The 15,776-nt window shown below is 41.0% G+C and carries 10 protein-coding genes; 6 read left to right on the top strand and 4 right to left on the bottom strand.

What is annotated here, in order from left to right:
- Positions 1-8: 8 nt before the first annotated feature.
- Positions 9-2,111 carry an FG-GAP repeat domain-containing protein gene (locus O0V13_RS12950; protein WP_268035393.1) on the top strand — a complete coding sequence of 701 codons (2,103 nt, stop codon included), beginning with the start codon at positions 9-11 and terminating at the stop codon, positions 2,109-2,111.
- 56 nt (positions 2,112-2,167) lie between these two features.
- Here O0V13_RS12950 and O0V13_RS12945 read toward each other — a convergent pair whose 3' ends face one another.
- Positions 2,168-3,592, bottom strand: coding sequence for a Gfo/Idh/MocA family protein (locus tag O0V13_RS12945; RefSeq protein WP_268035392.1), 1,425 nt, complete (start codon positions 3,590-3,592; stop codon positions 2,168-2,170).
- Between the two features lie 442 nt (positions 3,593-4,034).
- On the opposite strand from O0V13_RS12945, the gene O0V13_RS12940 reads away from it, so the two are divergent.
- The 5 genes from O0V13_RS12940 (at position 4,035) to O0V13_RS12920 (ending at position 12,001) form a co-directional block, all read left to right on the top strand.
- Positions 4,035-7,133 (top strand): SusC/RagA family TonB-linked outer membrane protein, encoded by a 3,099-nt coding sequence (locus O0V13_RS12940; RefSeq protein WP_268035391.1) that lies wholly within the window; start codon positions 4,035-4,037, stop codon positions 7,131-7,133.
- Positions 7,134-7,151: 18 nt separating this feature from the next.
- Complete coding sequence (locus tag O0V13_RS12935) at positions 7,152-8,654, top strand: RagB/SusD family nutrient uptake outer membrane protein (protein ID WP_268035390.1); 1,503 nt, start codon at positions 7,152-7,154, stop codon at positions 8,652-8,654.
- A 233-nt stretch (positions 8,655-8,887) separates the two neighbouring features.
- Positions 8,888-9,772, top strand: coding sequence for a phytanoyl-CoA dioxygenase family protein (locus O0V13_RS12930; RefSeq protein ID WP_268035389.1), 885 nt, complete (start codon positions 8,888-8,890; stop codon positions 9,770-9,772).
- Between the two features lie 286 nt (positions 9,773-10,058).
- Complete coding sequence (locus O0V13_RS12925) at positions 10,059-11,063, top strand: ThuA domain-containing protein (RefSeq protein ID WP_268035388.1); 1,005 nt, start codon at positions 10,059-10,061, stop codon at positions 11,061-11,063.
- Positions 11,064-11,149: 86 nt separating this feature from the next.
- Positions 11,150-12,001 (top strand): sugar phosphate isomerase/epimerase family protein, encoded by an 852-nt coding sequence (locus tag O0V13_RS12920; RefSeq protein WP_268035387.1) that lies wholly within the window; start codon positions 11,150-11,152, stop codon positions 11,999-12,001.
- Positions 12,002-12,123: 122 nt separating this feature from the next.
- On the opposite strand, the gene O0V13_RS12915 is transcribed toward O0V13_RS12920, so the two are convergent.
- From O0V13_RS12915 to O0V13_RS12905, 3 genes are all read right to left on the bottom strand, one after another.
- Entirely contained in the window at positions 12,124-13,014 is an 891-nt protein-coding gene (locus tag O0V13_RS12915; RefSeq protein ID WP_268035386.1) for an arsenite methyltransferase, read from the bottom strand.
- A 76-nt stretch (positions 13,015-13,090) separates the two neighbouring features.
- On the bottom strand, positions 13,091-14,764 hold the full coding sequence (locus O0V13_RS12910) for an N-acyl-D-amino-acid deacylase family protein (protein ID WP_268035385.1): 1,674 nt from the start codon (positions 14,762-14,764) through the stop codon (positions 13,091-13,093).
- Between the two features lie 60 nt (positions 14,765-14,824).
- Positions 14,825-15,766, bottom strand: a complete 942-nt coding sequence (locus O0V13_RS12905) for an ornithine cyclodeaminase family protein (RefSeq protein ID WP_268035384.1) — start codon at positions 15,764-15,766, stop codon at positions 14,825-14,827.
- Positions 15,767-15,776: the final 10 nt, after the last annotated feature.

Below are 15,776 nucleotides of genomic sequence, written 5' to 3'. Positions count from 1 at the left end.
TTTGATCTATGGATATGATTTTTTTGAGAAGTTCCATTACAGGAGCTTTTATCTTTCTCCTGTTTTCTTGCCAATCTTCTACTGAAAAAGACTCTTTTGACCAGTATGGAAGTAACCAACTTCAAAAGCTTGAATATAATAACCCTGGAATGCTGGTGGATTTGGATGTTGGCTTCAAAGCTGTCCCCATGCCCATGGACTTTGATGGAGACGGTGACATAGATCTTTTGATTTCAGAATCGGGAAGTTATGCCGAATCAGGAATTTTTTACTTCGAGAATATTTCAGGGAATGTTCCCATGCCCGTTTTTAGAAGAGGAATGAGAGTTTCTTATGAACGTCGAAGATTGGGAGATGATGGTTCTAGGTTTCAGGTTTCCAATGTCAACGGTTCTGTCCATGTATTGACACCAGATCGAGTAAGAGAATCCTTGTTGATTTATAAAAATGTTCCCCAAAATGTCTTTTGGGATCAAAATGAAATTGATCTGCCTGATGACGGCTATGATTATTTACAAAATAAAAAAACAGAGTGGAAGCTTGTCGACTTTGATGGAGATGGGGTTCATGACTTGATTGCAGTAGCCACTCGAGATGGTGGAAAAAAGTATCGGGGAAAAGTAGCAAAGGCAATAGAGAATCTGAATCGACAGATTGATGGAGAAAGCCATGTTTTGTTTTTGAAGAATTCGGGAACAGATGAAAATCCTGTTTTTGGAAAGCCCCAACGTATTCTCAAAGAAGACGGAACTTCCCTCGCTCAGGGGCTTTCCCTCATGCCAATGATGGCTGATTTTGACGGAGACGGAGATCTTGACTTTATCAGTATGGGAAAAGGGCAGGAAGAGTTTGATATCCCCTGGAATAATGATTTTTACCTCTATTTCGAAAATAAAGGATCAAAAACTGAAGCTAAGTTTAAAGAGGGGAAAGTGCTTTTGCATCAAAGTCTTCCTATTCAAATGGAATCCCGGGCAACTATCCATCTAACGGCGATAGACTGGGATAAGGATGGCCATATTGATATGCTGGGAGGAGATGAGGATGGTAAGATTTCTTTTTTGAAAAATACAGGAGAGCTAGAAAATGGTGTACCTCAGTTTTTGCCACCTCAATTCATCCAGGCAGAGGCGAAATATGTTGATTTTGGGGCATTAACCACACCTAGAATTTTTGATTGGGACGGAGATGGTCTAGATGATATTCTCAGTGGAAATGGCGTTGGGCATATTGGCTTTATCAAAAATCTAGGAGGAAAATCTCCGAAATGGAATGCCCCTCAGCTTCTGGAAATTGATGGAGAACCAATTTTGTTAAGAGCACATGAAGCCTTGCCAAATACTGAGGAACCTTTATGGGGTTATTCAACCATCGCTGTGGGATTTTGGGATGATGATGAGCTTCCGGATATTTTGGCCAATGAACATAATGGAAACATTGTATTCATAAAGAATATAGGAACGCGAACAGACCCTAAATTAGCAAGACCAGAGCCATTATTGGTAGAGTGGGAAGGAGATCCCCAAAAGCCTGCCTGGGTACCGGGTGAATCAAGTGGAAATGAATTATTAGCACCTTGGAGAACTTCTCCTTGGATCATGGATTACAACGGAGATGGATTGAGTGATCTAGTTTTGATGGATTATGAGGGGTATTTATCAGTTTACCTCCGAGAGAGGAAAGATGGAAAACTGGTGCTTAAGCACCCAGAACGCAATTTTATATTTCCTGATGGCCAACCCATATTGTTAAATCAATTGACTGGGAAAAGCAGTGGCCGCTTGAAGTTTACTTTTCATGATTGGGACGGAGATGGTCTAGAAGACCTGATCGTAGCGTCGAAACCTGCGGTGGATTGGATGAGAAATTTGGGGAAAAAGGATGGTAAGACTGTTTTCGAATATATGGGCAGGGTGTTGTCTGTAACGCTGATGGGGCATACAGACGGTCCGGTTGTTTCTGATTTCAACAAAGATGGGGTTCCAGATTTATTGGTTGGGACAGAAACTGGTCAGTTCTATTATTGGCAAAGGAGAAGTTGGGATCAAACTAGTACCATGACCTCTGAAGGAAAGCAAAAACCTGCTTCCTATCCTTATTTCAAAAGATAAAAAAAAGAGCCTTCAGTTATCTGAAGGCTCTTTTTGGAAAAATAGGTGAGAATTTTTTAAACTGTATAATACTCTTCCCAACCCTTTCTCGGAGGCATTCCTGCCAAAACCTGATTTGCCAAAGGGTTGTTGGTGATTTGCTTGGTTTCTCGATCAAACTCAATCTTCAATCCAGTCCATTGGGCCATAACTCCTAAACAGAATACTTGAGAAAGTGGTCCGGCTATTTCGAATGGGGACCTGGTTTTTTCTTCACCTTTACAAGCTTTCAAGTAGTTTGCAAAGTGATTGGAAGGGCTTTCCGGTACCTCAGGAAGCATAGATTCCATTTCTTTAGCTTTTTCTTCAGGGATGATACTTAATGTACTTCCATGAGATCCTCCCTTGAAGGTTAGATCTTTACCATAAATGATTTTACCAGGGTTCAATTTTGCAGGTTGAACTTGACCCTGATTGGTTGCAGGAATATTCGGGTCTACTTCCGAAACCCCATATCCTGCCGGCACAGGAGGAATATTGTCCACACCATCATACCATGACAATGTCAAAGCAGGCATATCTCCTCTTTCAGGGAATTTGAATTCCAGAGTGGTGGACATAGGGTAAAAGAAAGGATTGTGACCTTTGAGTAATGTTGGATTGACTTCATAAGGAAGGCCTAAATCCAAAAACTCATGTACGGTGTCCATTGTGTGAGCTCCCCAGTCACCTAAAGCGCCCATCCCGAAATCATACCAGCATCTCCACTGGCCATTATGGTAATCTTTATTAAATGCGTGAGGTTCTGCCTGGGCTGTCCAAACGTCCCAATCCAAGGTAGAAGGGATTGATTCTGCAGGTGGGTAAGAGGTAATATTTGGGTCCCAACCGTGCCATCTTCTTGGATTGTTCATGTGTGCAGTTACAGCATAAATGTCTTTGATGATTCCGGCTTCTTTCCAAGCTTTGAATTGGAAATAATTGGCCTCTGAATGGCCTTGATTTCCCATTTGGGTTGCCAATTTTGGGTACTTTTTGGCTGCCTGAATCATCAATTCAACCTCGCGGAAAGTTCTTGCCATGGGCTTTTCCACGTAGACATGCTTGCCTGATTTCAATCCCATCATGGTAACAGGAAAATGAGAGAAGTCTGGCGTTGCTACGCTGATAGCCTCGAATTCATTTCCCATTTTGTCAAACATAACTCGGAAGTCTTGAAAATGCTTTGCCTTTGGAAACATGTTGATGACTTCCAAAGTCTGAGGAGCTCCCATGTCCACATCACATAGGGCCACAATATTACAAAGTCCGGTTTCTGCCAGAGCCTTGATAATTTGGTTTCCTCTGTTACCGATTCCGACACAGGCCAAGTTGACTTTATCCGAAGGAGCTACATAGCCCATGGGTTTACCGAGAACTGATGGTGAGATCACTGTAAGACCTGAAAGCCCTAAGGCGGTGGTGGCGCTGGTCTTTAGAAAATTTCTTCTATTCGTCTTCATTTGGAGAGTTTATAGCTAATTGAAAAGGTTTTAAAATGTAAGAAAATCCTAGCTAAGAATAGAGGAATCTTATTAGAGTGGGATCAAAACCAACGGAAAGGATTTCGGATCCGAAAAATTTATTAGAACTTTTCTAAGAGCTAAATCACGAATAAATTCAATTTATCTATCCTTTTAGTTTGTTAATGCTAGGGCAAAAGCCCTTTATTTTTTGAGAAGTGTTAATTTGAATTGTTGAATATGTTGTTTGAAATACATATTGATTGATTCAAGGTGCAAATAGTTCAAATAACTAATACTATAATATATTTTTTTTTGGATTACTTCAGTCCTGAGGTATCCTGTTGTTATTCAATGATTTGTGTCAGGATGATGCAGGATACCGTCTGGTCCAAAATCAAATAGTTTGGGTTTAATATCAATTCATTAAACCCAGCAATATATGATCAAAATTTTAAAAATTCATCTGAAAGGTCTATGGATATTGACCTTATTTTTGATTTTTTTATGTCAAATTCCGGCTTTTTCACAATCCACACAGATTAAAGGGGTCGTTACTTCAGGAAATCAAAATGAGCCTGTTCCCGGTGCATTAGTTGTAGTCAAAGGCACCCAGCGGGGAACGGTTACCGAGAATGACGGTAGCTTTGCAATCCAAGCATCAGTCAATGAGACTCTTGTAATCAGTTTTATTGGTTATCGGACACAAGAAGTACAGGTCACTAGTTCAAATCAACAAATCCAAGTTTCTTTAGAAGTTGATGAAGCTGAATTGGATGAAGTTGTGGTCATTGGATATGGTACTCAGAAAAAATCTGATCTGACTGGTTCAGTAGGGTCCGTAGATGAGAATTCATTAAAGGAAAGACCTGCGGCATCTTTGTCCAATGCTCTTTCAGGTAAAATTCAAGGAGTGAATGTTTCTATCAACTCTGGGCGACCAGGAGGTAGAGCCAATATTCGAATTCGTGGAAATACTTCGGTAAGTATCGCAAATGACCCACTCTATGTAATTGATGGGGTGATCATGCATGCAGCTGGTTTGGCAAACGGTAGTACTCCAATTGATTATATCAATCCGAATGATATTCAATCTGTGGAGGTCTTGAAAGATGCTTCTGCGACTGCTATTTATGGAGCGAGAGGTGCAAACGGAGTAATTCTTGTTACGACCAAAAGAGGAAGTCAAACCGGTGGCTTGATCACTTATGAGGGCAATTACAGTATAGGAGTTTTGCCTCGAAAAATACCACTGTTGAATTCTGAAGAGTTTTTGGCAACTGAGGATCTTGCTTATCAAAATGCTCAAAAATATGATCCAAATGGATGGGCAAATGGCATCTATAAAGATCCGGCTCTCAAGAGAACAGATCCTAGACTTTTTGATGCCAATGGAAACCCGCTTTACGATACCGATTGGCAAGAAGAAGCTTTCCAACCGGCATTTACTCAAAATCATCAGTTGAATTTTACTTCAGGAAATGTCGATGACAGTTTCGGGGTTTATTTAGGGTATCGAGATGAGGATGGTTTGATGGAGAACTCTTGGTTGAAGCGGTATTCTTCTCGCTTTGTTTTTGATAGCAAAATCAAAGATTGGATCAAAGTAGGTGGGGTATTAAGCTATAATGATCAGAAAGAAAGCCAGGTAGATCCATTGGGAAATGGTGGGATTGTAGCCATGAGACAGGTATTGGAAGCTTTGCCAATCATTCCAGTTAGATATCCAGACGGTTCTTGGGCCGGAAACGCCGATTATCCTGGTATGGAAGGAGGTAATAACCCGCTTCAAGTGTCCAAAGAGAGGGTCTATTTGGTTAATACCCAAACTGTAATCGGGAATGTATATGCGAATATTTATTTAGCGAAAGGATTGGAGTTGCGTTCCAATATTTCTGCCAACATTGTCAACCAGCGTGTCGATTATTATGGAGGTAGGGAGCTGAATTATATAGCTAAAAACCAAAGAGGAGATGCTTATATTTTTAATGATCGATTGAATTCATGGCAATTTGAAAACTACCTTACCTATGTCAAGGAATTTACTCCAAATCATAGACTAAATGCCATGGCTGGCCTCTCTTGGCAACATGTGGATAGATTTAATGCTCAAGCAAGATCCCAAAACTTCCAGGACGATTATTTTATGTTTAATAATCTCGGTGCTGGTGCCAATGCGATTCAACCACAATCTGGTAGAGTTGCTTATGGGTTGAATTCTTATTTCAGTAGAATAAATTATACCCTAAACAATAAGTATCTATTCACCTTCACAGGTAGAGTGGATGGATCTTCAAAGTTTGGTTCTTCAAATCAGTACGCATTTTTCCCGTCTGCAGCGTTTGCTTGGAGAGCCTCTGATGAAGGATTTTTACAGGGTAGCAATACCATTTCAGATTTGAAATTTAGGGCGAGTTATGGTCAGACTGGTAACTCTGAAATTACAGCTTATCAATCTTTAGCTGGGATGGGCAATTATTCTGTCATTTTCAATGATCAAAGGGAAATCGGTATTGGAATCAGCCGATTGGCAAACCCTGATTTGAGATGGGAGAAAACCAGTCAGGTCGATTTCGGATTTGAACTTGGTTTCATTCAAAATAGAGTGATGTTTGAGGTTGACCTTTATAGGAAAATAACCAATGACATGTTGTTGAGTGCTCCAGTTCCTTCCAGTAGTGGCTATTCAACGGTAAGTAGAAATGTGGGAAGCATGGAAAACAAAGGGATTGAAATTGGTTTGAATACTGTGAATATTGAAAAGACCAATTTCACTTGGAGTACCACTTTTAATTTCTCATATAATAAGAATACTGTTAAAGAATTGACTGGAGGTGCCGATATTTTCTTGGGCTCAACCATTGTAAGAGAAGGAGAATCTGTAGGGTCGTTTTTCGGATTCATTCATGAGGGAACCTGGAACACCGAGGAGGAGTCAATTGCAGCAACTTATAATAAGAGGCCAGGAGATATCAAATACAAAGATGTCAATGAAGATGGAGTCATTAATGATCAGGATCGTGTGATTATCGGGAAAGGGATCCCTGATGGTTATGGGACATTTGCCAATACATTCCGATTGAAGAATTTCGAATTATTGGTGGATATCCAATTTAGCTATGGAAATGATGTCTTGTTTAGAAGTAAGCACTCTGCTGAAGATAGAACAGGTATTGCAAATAGTTTCAAAACAGTTTTGAATGCCTGGACTCCAGAAAATCAAAACACCAATATTGCTCAGATAAGACCACTTACGGCAGGATATAATACCAATAATGACTCCGATCGAGTTCAAAATGGCTCTTTTTTAAGAGGTAGAAACTTGATGCTTTCTTACAATTTTGACTCTCAATTATTGGAGAGAATCAAAGTGAGAAACCTACGGACTTTCTTCTCGGTCCAAAACTTTTTCCTAGTTACAGATTATGCTGGATATGACCCAGAAGTTTCTACCTCGGGTGCAGCCTTTGATCAGGGAGTTGATCTCTATGCTTATCCGAAGCCTCGGGTTTTTATGCTAGGTGTTAGTGTTGGTCTTTAATTATTAATTCTGAAAATCATGAACTATATCAAATCATATATAAGAAGAATCATTTGTCTGTCTGCGGTTGTTCTCACTGCTTCCTGTGCGGATTTTCTTGATGAAACTGACCAATCCAATTTCACTTTGGATAATTATTTCACCAAGCCTGAGCATGCCGTCAGTGTAGTAAACTCAATTTATCAAAGTATGCAGCCCATTATGAATAGTGGCTTTGGTGGAGGTACTTGGATGATGTTGGAGTTTGCGACAGGTCTGGCAGATACAGAATTGGGACAAGCTCAAAACAGTTTGTTCGTCAAAGACTTGGTGAACACCTCGGATAATGGGTACGGTCAGACTTTCTGGACCAATTATTATCGGGGAATTGCAAATGCAAATCTTGCAATAGCAAAGATTCCAGACATGAATATGGATGAGACTCAAAAACAGGGTCTTTTGGGGGAAGCTAGATTTCTGAGGGCTTATTATTACTTTAATCTGGTTCAGATGTTTGGGAATATCCCCTTGATTACCGAACCGGTTGATTTGACATCAGAGCAGCTATATCCGAATCCTGTAGCTCCTGCTGCCATCTATGATCAGATTGTTGCAGACTTGAAGGAGGCCGAAAACTCGGGATTGGCTATGCGAGATGTATCTGGGAGAGTTTCTATGGGAGCTATTAAATCCCTGTTATCCTCTGTCTATTTGACCATGGCTGGTTATCCACTTCAAAAAGGAACAGAATATTATGCACTTGCTGCCTCCAAAGCCAAAGAGGTGATTGATTCCAATGAGTTTTCTCTATTTGGCTCTTATGGGGATTTACATGATCCTTCCATGAAAAATTTGGGAGAGAATATTTTCATGTCACAATTCGCAGCCTATATCCAACCTTCTAATTGGCAGGTTTCGATTATTCCATACAATAGGGGAATTTCAAATTATAGCGCCGAGACCGGTGGAATCTTTGCTCAGGAAGAATTTGTAAAATCTTATGAGGAAGGTGATAAGAGAGCGGATGAAAAAGAGTTTTACTATACCAGTTATTCACTAAGGGATGACAGAAGTCAAACTTTGGAATTGGGAGATTATTATATATACAAGCATTTCGATGTAGTGGCACAAATTAGTACAACGAGTAGTGATCTGAATTGGCCGATTTTCAGGTTTGCCGAAGTCTTGTTGATTTTTGCTGAAGCATCCAATGAAGCCAATGGTCCAAATGAAGATGCATATGATGCAGTAAATTTGGTTCGTGAAAGAGCGGAGTTGAACCCGCTTTCAGGTTTGTCCCAATCTCAATTGAGAGAAGCTGTATGGAGAGAAAAATTCTTTGAACTTTCCTTCGAAAACAAAACATGGTTTGACATGGTCAGGATAAGAAAGGGCTTTAATGTGGCCACTCGTGAATTTGAAGATTATGTGGGACACCAATTTGTATATGGGCCGACTCTGAAAGAGCGCGAGTTGCTATTCCCAATCCCAACTGCAGAGATTAGAAATAATTCCAACTTGGTCCAAAACGCAGGATATTAATACTGGCTGGGTGCCACAAAGTGAGGACTTGTCTGTCGAGATTCAATGTCCTTCGCAGAAGGCTTTACTTGAAAAGGTAAAGCCTTCTTTTAAACTCAAAAATAATCCCAATTGAAAGAGTGATTGGAGTGAAAATGGCATTCTTAAATTCATGAAAGAAAATCAATCAGTTTGTAAGTAAGTAGAGAGAAGCTTTTTTCTTATCTTTTTGCACTGCAATCAACCCAAATAAAATGAAAGATTTAGCCGATTTTCATCATCCAATTACAGACTTGTTTTTACAACCCAGGTCAGCAAATGATTGGAATAGATTTAAACTTAGTCAGGATCAAATCGACTTTTTTCATGAGAACGGCTATGTGGCAGGAATTAAATTGCTAGATGAAAATCAAATTGAAGCTTTGAAAAAGGCATTGGATGAAGTCATGGACCCTGATCATCCATTGCATGGGCTTTTTCATGAGTTTCACAGCAATGAATCGGCGGATCCCAATACAGTATTATTTCACTCTTTGGGGCATTGGAGGATAGCGGAGGCCTTTCATGATGCTATTTGGAATCCTGCTTTTAGGATGGTAGCATCCCAATTGTTAGGAGATCGGGCAGTTCGTTTTTGGCATGATCAGCTATTTTGTAAGCCAGCCCATCACGGTGGGGTAGTGGCTTGGCATCAGGATTATTCCTATTGGACTAGGACGATAGAAATGCAGCATTTGACCTGCTGGTGTGGGTTGGATGATGCTACCGAAGAAAATGGCTGTTTGCAATATGTTCCGAGATCACATCGGTGGGGATTACTGGAAAAGCCCGCATTGGCAGGTGAAATGGATGGGTTGATGGCCATGCTTAGCGAGCAACAGAAAGCTGAATTTAAGCCTGTTTCAGTTCCTTTGAAAGCGGGACATGGAGCCTTTCATCACCCTTTGTTGGTACATGGGAGTTTTGCAAATTTTTCTGATAAATCTCGAAAAGCCTTTGTGTTGAACGTGTTTGCCGATGGTACTATTTCCAATTCGGATGAACCGCTTTTGGAAGGTGTTCCAGTGATTTCTAAAGGAGAAAAAATGGGAGGTAAATTCTTTCCTTTGATATTTGATCCAAATAAGTTGGAAGGTTGAAAAGTGCAAAAGTTGTCAAACTTCAATATTCGACATTCATCATTTGAGATTCGATATTGGGGTAATAGAGAAATGAAATCTGTGATCAGAGATTGAAGTTCTCAAACACAATGTTGCCGATTTCTTTCCAGAATCGAACTTCTTAAATAAAAAAATATTTGAATATGAATCATAGGTCCTTTGTGCCACTTAATTCTGATTCTCTTTCAAAATGAAATAAAATAATTGCCCCCAAAGTAGAATCACTTATTTTAGGGCTTCTGTACTAATGATTAAAAATAACCTGATGAAAAAGATTGCCTCTTTATTTATTTTCTTTCTTCTTATTTCCTGCGCCTATTCCCAAAATGGTGTGACTTTTCTTCAATTTGAGGGGAGTCAAGGCCCTGGAAAAGGGAAACATGTAGTACTGGTAGCCGGAGATGATGAATACCGCTCTGAGGAATCCATGCCAATGTTTGCCAAGATTCTATCCCAAACCTATGGCTTCAAAACTACAGTTCTATTTCCAATAGACCCAGAATCAGGAGATATTGTTCCCAGTTATCAAAATAATATTCCTGGCCTGGAGCATTTGGAAACTGCCGATTTGATGATCATGCTGATCAGATTCCGTGAGCTTCCAGATGAGCAGTCACAGTACATCGAAAACTTTTTAAAGGCTGGAAAGCCTATCATTGGATTGAGAACTTCAACCCACGCTTTTGCCTATCAAAAGAATCCTGATTCCCCATTTGCAAAATGGCACTGGATGAGTAAGGCTGAAGGATGGGAGAGAGGTTTCGGTCAAAGAATTCTAGGGGAAACTTGGGTAAATCACCACGGTCATCATGCACATGAAGGTACGAGGGGACTTTTGGATGGCACTGATCAATTGAATGATCATCCCGTGCTTCGAGGCGTGAAAGACATCTGGGGATATTCAGATGTATATGGAATCAAGCATCTACCTGCTGAGGCTAATGTTTTAATGTATGGTCAAAGTACAGCTGGAATGACTCCCGATTCTCCTATGATGTGGGAAAAATCTGTCATGCCAGTTGCCTGGACCAAGCCTTATCAAATCGAAGGTGGTTCGCCGGGAATGGCTTTCGCTTCTACTATGGGAGCTTCTATGGACTTTGAAAATGCCGATCTAAGACGAATGGTGATCAATGCCGCTTTTTGGCTGATGGGAATGTCAGAGGAAATTACTCCAGATATGTCAGTTGAAATAGTTGGAGAATACAAGCCAACCATGTTCGGCTTTGATACTTTCCGAAAGGGCATGAGAGTGGAGGATTTTAAATGAAATTTTAGTCAATCGTCCACGGTCTTTAGTCCACAGAAGAAGGGCTATTGACCATGGACTTTTGTCTGTTGACAAACAATAAACTCATGAACAAAATAGGATTTAATGTGCTGGCTTGGTCAGCAGAGATGTCAGAGGCTTTATTACCCATCTTGGACCGATTGAAAGCGATTGGTTATGATGGGGCTGAATTTTTTATAGGAGGATCTCCAGAGGAGTCTTTCAAAATGGTAGGAAAACACTGTGCGGATATTGGTCTGGAAGTTACAGCTGTTACTGTCATGGGGCCGGAACAAAATGCCATATCACCTGATGTTAAAATCCGTACTGCAGCTACCGAACAGCTCAAATGGGTGATTGACCGAGCGCATGATCTTCAGGCTCAGGTGCTGTGCGGACCATTTCATTCTGCCTTTTCAGTTTTTGCTTCGAGAGAGCCATTGGAAGAGGAGTACAATTGGTCTGCGGAATACTTGCATGGAGTTGCAGATTATGCACAAGAGGCAGGAGTACTGTTGACGCCTGAAGCATTGAATCGTTTTGAGTGTTACCTCTGCAATACCATGCAGCAACTTTCCTATTTACTCAAAAAAGTGAATCATCCGAATGTCCAGGCGATGTTTGATACACATCATGCGAATATTGAAGAAAAGAAATTGGGAGAGGCAATCAAATATATCGCCCCTCAGCTTGGGCACTTCCATATATCTGAAAATGATCGTGGTACTCCCGGATCGGGGCATGTCAATTTTGACGAAACCTTCCAGGCATTGGCCGAGGTAAAGTACCAAGGCTGGTTGACCATCGAAGGCTTTACTCGAAATGATCCGGCCTTTGCAAATTCGATAGGAGTATGGAGAAATTTCTCAGAGCCTTGGGATATGGCTGAGAACGGCTACAAACTGATCCGAGAAATGGGAGAGAAGTACGGTTTGTAATTCGTTTAAGATAAAAAACTGGAAGCCTTGAAATCAATTTTCAAGGCTTCTTTTTTGCCATTTCCCCTGTCTTCACGCAAATATTTATACCTAATAGAAAATACGAAAAGAGGCTATACTTTTCAACAACAACCTGAACTCGGCTCACAGCAGGACGACCCAGTTTGCAATTCGGAAAGCTTTAATTTCGGCTTTTGAGCTTTTGCGCCTCCTTTTTCTGCATAAACGGTGATACTGTAGATCCCTGTTCCACCATTGTTAAAGTCTTGGATTCCTTTAGCACTTAAATATTTGGACAGAATATCTTCTGGAATTTGGATAGGTTTCTCTTTTTGAATGGTGATATTCTCAAATCCTTGATCCTGGATGTATTGCAGGTATTCAGATTTTTGAATGGCTCCAGCCACACAACCGGCATACATTTCAGCATCCTCTTGAAGTTCATTGGGAAGTTCTCCAACCAAGACAATATCAGAAATACTAAAGTGACCTCCAGGTTTCAAAACTCGGTAGATTTCACCGATTACTTTTTTCTTATTTGGAACCAGATTCAATACGCAATTGCTGACAATTACATCGGCCACATTTTCATTAACAGGCATGTTGTCTATGTCTCCTTCACGGAATTCGACATTGTTGTAGCCCAATTTCTCAGCATTGGCACGGGCCTTTTCGATCATAATCGGAGTGAAGTCGATACCGATGACTTTTCCTTCAATTCCTGCTTCGTGTCTGGCGACAAAACAGTCATTTCCAGCTCCAGAACCCAAATCGATAACGGTATCGCCTTTTTGGATTTTTGCAAACTGAGTTGGTAATCCACAACCTAATCCCAAGTCAGCATCTTCCAGATAACCATCCGTTCCGGAATAATCATCCATCATGATATTGTAAACTTTATTGGATGGCGTAGTGGCTCCGCAGCAAGAAGCGGCATTTTCTGCTTTTCCCTGTTCTGCGATTTTGGCATATCGCTCTCGGACTATATTTTTTAACTCTTGTTCTTCTTTCATGATTACTCAGATTTGTACTGCTAATTTACCAACGACTTTTAACTTAGAATGGATCAAAAGTCACAAAAAAAATAGATCACTCTTTCATACCAGGCCCCTTTACCACCATTCCAGGAAGGGCCCCGGTATGTTCTCCATCTTTCAGTGCTTGTGTGCCATTGACAAAGACATGAACCATCCCGGTGGCATATTGCATGGGATCCTCGAAAGTCGCGTTGTCCCGGATTTTTTCAGGATCAAAAATCGCCAAATCCCCATAATAGCCTTCTTTCAAAGCTCCGCGTTTCTTGATTTTTAGATTGGTTGCAGGTAGGGTAGTTAACTTGTAAATCGCCTCTTCCAAAGGAAGGACTTGTTCGTCCCGTACATATTTCCCCAATAACCTGGAGAAGTTTCCAAAGGCTCTGGGGTGATAGCTGGATTTTAAAAATACTCCCTCAATTGAGTAAGAACCAGCATCCGATCCAAAACTCATATAAGGTAATGCGATTTGCTTTTTGACATTCTCCTCAGACATCAAGAAATAGATTGTGCCCACTCGGCTACCATCTTGAACCACTAGGTCCATGGCCGCTTCAGCAGGTGTAGTATTTCTCATTTCGGCTACCTCAGCCAGTGTTTTTCCTGTGAGATATTTTAGGCTGTCGTTTTTGAAACCAACCAAAATGATTTTATCCGGTCCTTCTACGGCTTGCATTAGACTTTCCCATTCATTGGTTGGAGTGATCATTTCCTGATAGACTTTCTTACGTATGGCTGGATCCTGAAGTCTTTCAGCCCATTTTTCATATCCTCCTTCCTGAACCCAAGGAGGCATGGAAGCATCTAGACCTGTTGCTCCAGCGATGTAATTGTACATATCTGTCGTTATCACCAATCCTGCAGCCCTAGCCGAATCTATTTTGGCGACCACTTGATCAAACTTGCCCCAATTGTCCTGTCCACTCATCTTTAGGTGATAGACTTCTGCCCTGATATTGGCTTCTGCAGCAATTCGGATCAATTCATCCAAACTTTCCAGCAACCGTCCTCCTTCACTTCTCATATGTGAAATATACATCCCGTCATATTCGGAGGCCACTTTGCATAGCTCAATCAACTCTTCTGTGCTGGCATAAAAAGCCGGGGCATAGATCAGGGAAGAACCTACTCCTAAAGCGCCTTCTTCCATGGCCTTTCTAACCATGTCTTTCATGGATTCCAATTCTTCCGGTGTGGGTTCTCGGTCTTCATATCCCAAAGCATTGATCCGGACAGTTGTAGCACCGATAAAGGAAGCGACATTGGTAGATACGCCTTTTTCAACCAAAAAATCCAGGTATTCAGCCAAAGAAGTCCATTCAATGGGGTATTTGATGTCTCCTTGGGCCTTGAGTTCTTCTTCCTTCATGGTTTCATTCAAAGGTCCCATAGAAGCTCCCTCTCCAAATACTTCCAAAGTCACTCCTTGGCGAATATCACTTTGAGATCTGCCGTCCTCGATCAGGGATTCTACCGCCCAACTTAGCATATTGATAAAACCGGGTGCTACTACCAGCCCAGTAGCATCTATTTCCAATTCTCCTTGAGCTCCATCCAATTTTCCAATCGCCGCAATTGTATCTGCATTGATCCCAACATCACCTATATAGGAAGTCTGGCCTGACCCATCCATGATTTGCCCATTTTTGATCAGGACATCATATTTTGTGGGAGAGCTGCAGGCCGCGAATAGCAGGATTCCAGCAAAAAGGGAATAAAAAGATTTCATGTTTAAAAGGTTGAGGTGGTGGCTAGTATCCTTTTAAATTATGAAAACATATTCAATTTCTTATGCCTTTTTGAAGCCCTTGTAAACCAAAAGAGCGGCAGCGAGATCTTCCACTGCTAAACCTGCGGATTTGAATAAAGTGATTTCTTCATTAGAAGTTCTTCCCGGATGATTTCCTTTTACGAGTTCTACGATATCCGCTTTTACATCTTTCTCGCTTATAATTCCTTCGGCAATTGGAATAGCCAATTCGCCGGTTTCATGTAGAGCGCCTTCACGAGAATCCACAAAAATGGAGCTCTTTCTGATGGCTTCATTATCTGTTTCTCGGGTGGTTGGTTTATGAGAACCAATCATGTCTAGGTGAGTTCCTGGCTTGATCCATTCACCATGGATTACGGGAGTTTTGGAAAGAGTTGCGCAAGAGATTACATCTGCTTCTTGGGCGGATTCTTCTAAATTGGAAACAGCCTCAGCGGGAATTCCTTGTTTTTTCAAATCCGAAACAAACTGCTTCAATTTGGCTGGATTGCGCATCCAAATGCTTACTTTTTGATAGTTTCTGACAGCCAAATGAGCATGAGCAAGGTGCTGAGCTACTTTCCCTCCTCCTACGATCAATAGATTTGCAACATCTTCTCTACACAAATATGAAGCTGCCAAAGCTGAAGTGCAGGCCGTCCGTCGAGCGGTAAGCTCAGTTGCATTCATCATAGCCAAAGGCTGACCCGTTTTGGAATCGCTTAAAATGTATTGTGCAAAAATGGAAGGCATGTTTGCTGTTGCATTGGCAGGAGCCACAGTCACTTGCTTCATTCCCATGTACTTATTGTTCCAAACTGGCATTAGAATCAGTGTGTTTTCATCTCCAGCTGGCGTATTATAAAAATGGTGATGTCTGACTGGCATGGTGAAATCAGAAAGAAAAATATCTCTCAATGCCTCAATTAATTTTGGGTAGGGAAGGAGCTCTATGATTTTATTGTCAGGGATAATCAGCATAAGTTTTTTA

The organism is Algoriphagus sp. PAP.12 (assembly GCF_026652115.1).
Lineage (GTDB): Bacteria > Bacteroidota > Bacteroidia > Cytophagales > Cyclobacteriaceae > Algoriphagus.
The sequence above is the reverse complement of the archived record's forward strand: the minus strand, read 5'-3'. Positions and strand labels throughout refer to the sequence as shown.

Coding starts and splice junctions, on each gene's coding strand:
- O0V13_RS12950 (WP_268035393.1), top strand. CDS start 9: ATGGATATGATTTTTTTGAGAAGTTCCATTACAGGAGCTTTTATCTTT.
- O0V13_RS12945 (WP_268035392.1), bottom strand. CDS start 3,592: ATGAAGACGAATAGAAGAAATTTTCTAAAGACCAGCGCCACCACCGCC.
- O0V13_RS12940 (WP_268035391.1), top strand. CDS start 4,035: ATGATCAAAATTTTAAAAATTCATCTGAAAGGTCTATGGATATTGACC.
- O0V13_RS12935 (WP_268035390.1), top strand. CDS start 7,152: ATGAACTATATCAAATCATATATAAGAAGAATCATTTGTCTGTCTGCG.
- O0V13_RS12930 (WP_268035389.1), top strand. CDS start 8,888: ATGAAAGATTTAGCCGATTTTCATCATCCAATTACAGACTTGTTTTTA.
- O0V13_RS12925 (WP_268035388.1), top strand. CDS start 10,059: ATGAAAAAGATTGCCTCTTTATTTATTTTCTTTCTTCTTATTTCCTGC.
- O0V13_RS12920 (WP_268035387.1), top strand. CDS start 11,150: ATGAACAAAATAGGATTTAATGTGCTGGCTTGGTCAGCAGAGATGTCA.
- O0V13_RS12915 (WP_268035386.1), bottom strand. CDS start 13,014: ATGAAAGAAGAACAAGAGTTAAAAAATATAGTCCGAGAGCGATATGCC.
- O0V13_RS12910 (WP_268035385.1), bottom strand. CDS start 14,764: ATGAAATCTTTTTATTCCCTTTTTGCTGGAATCCTGCTATTCGCGGCC.
- O0V13_RS12905 (WP_268035384.1), bottom strand. CDS start 15,766: ATGCTGATTATCCCTGACAATAAAATCATAGAGCTCCTTCCCTACCCA.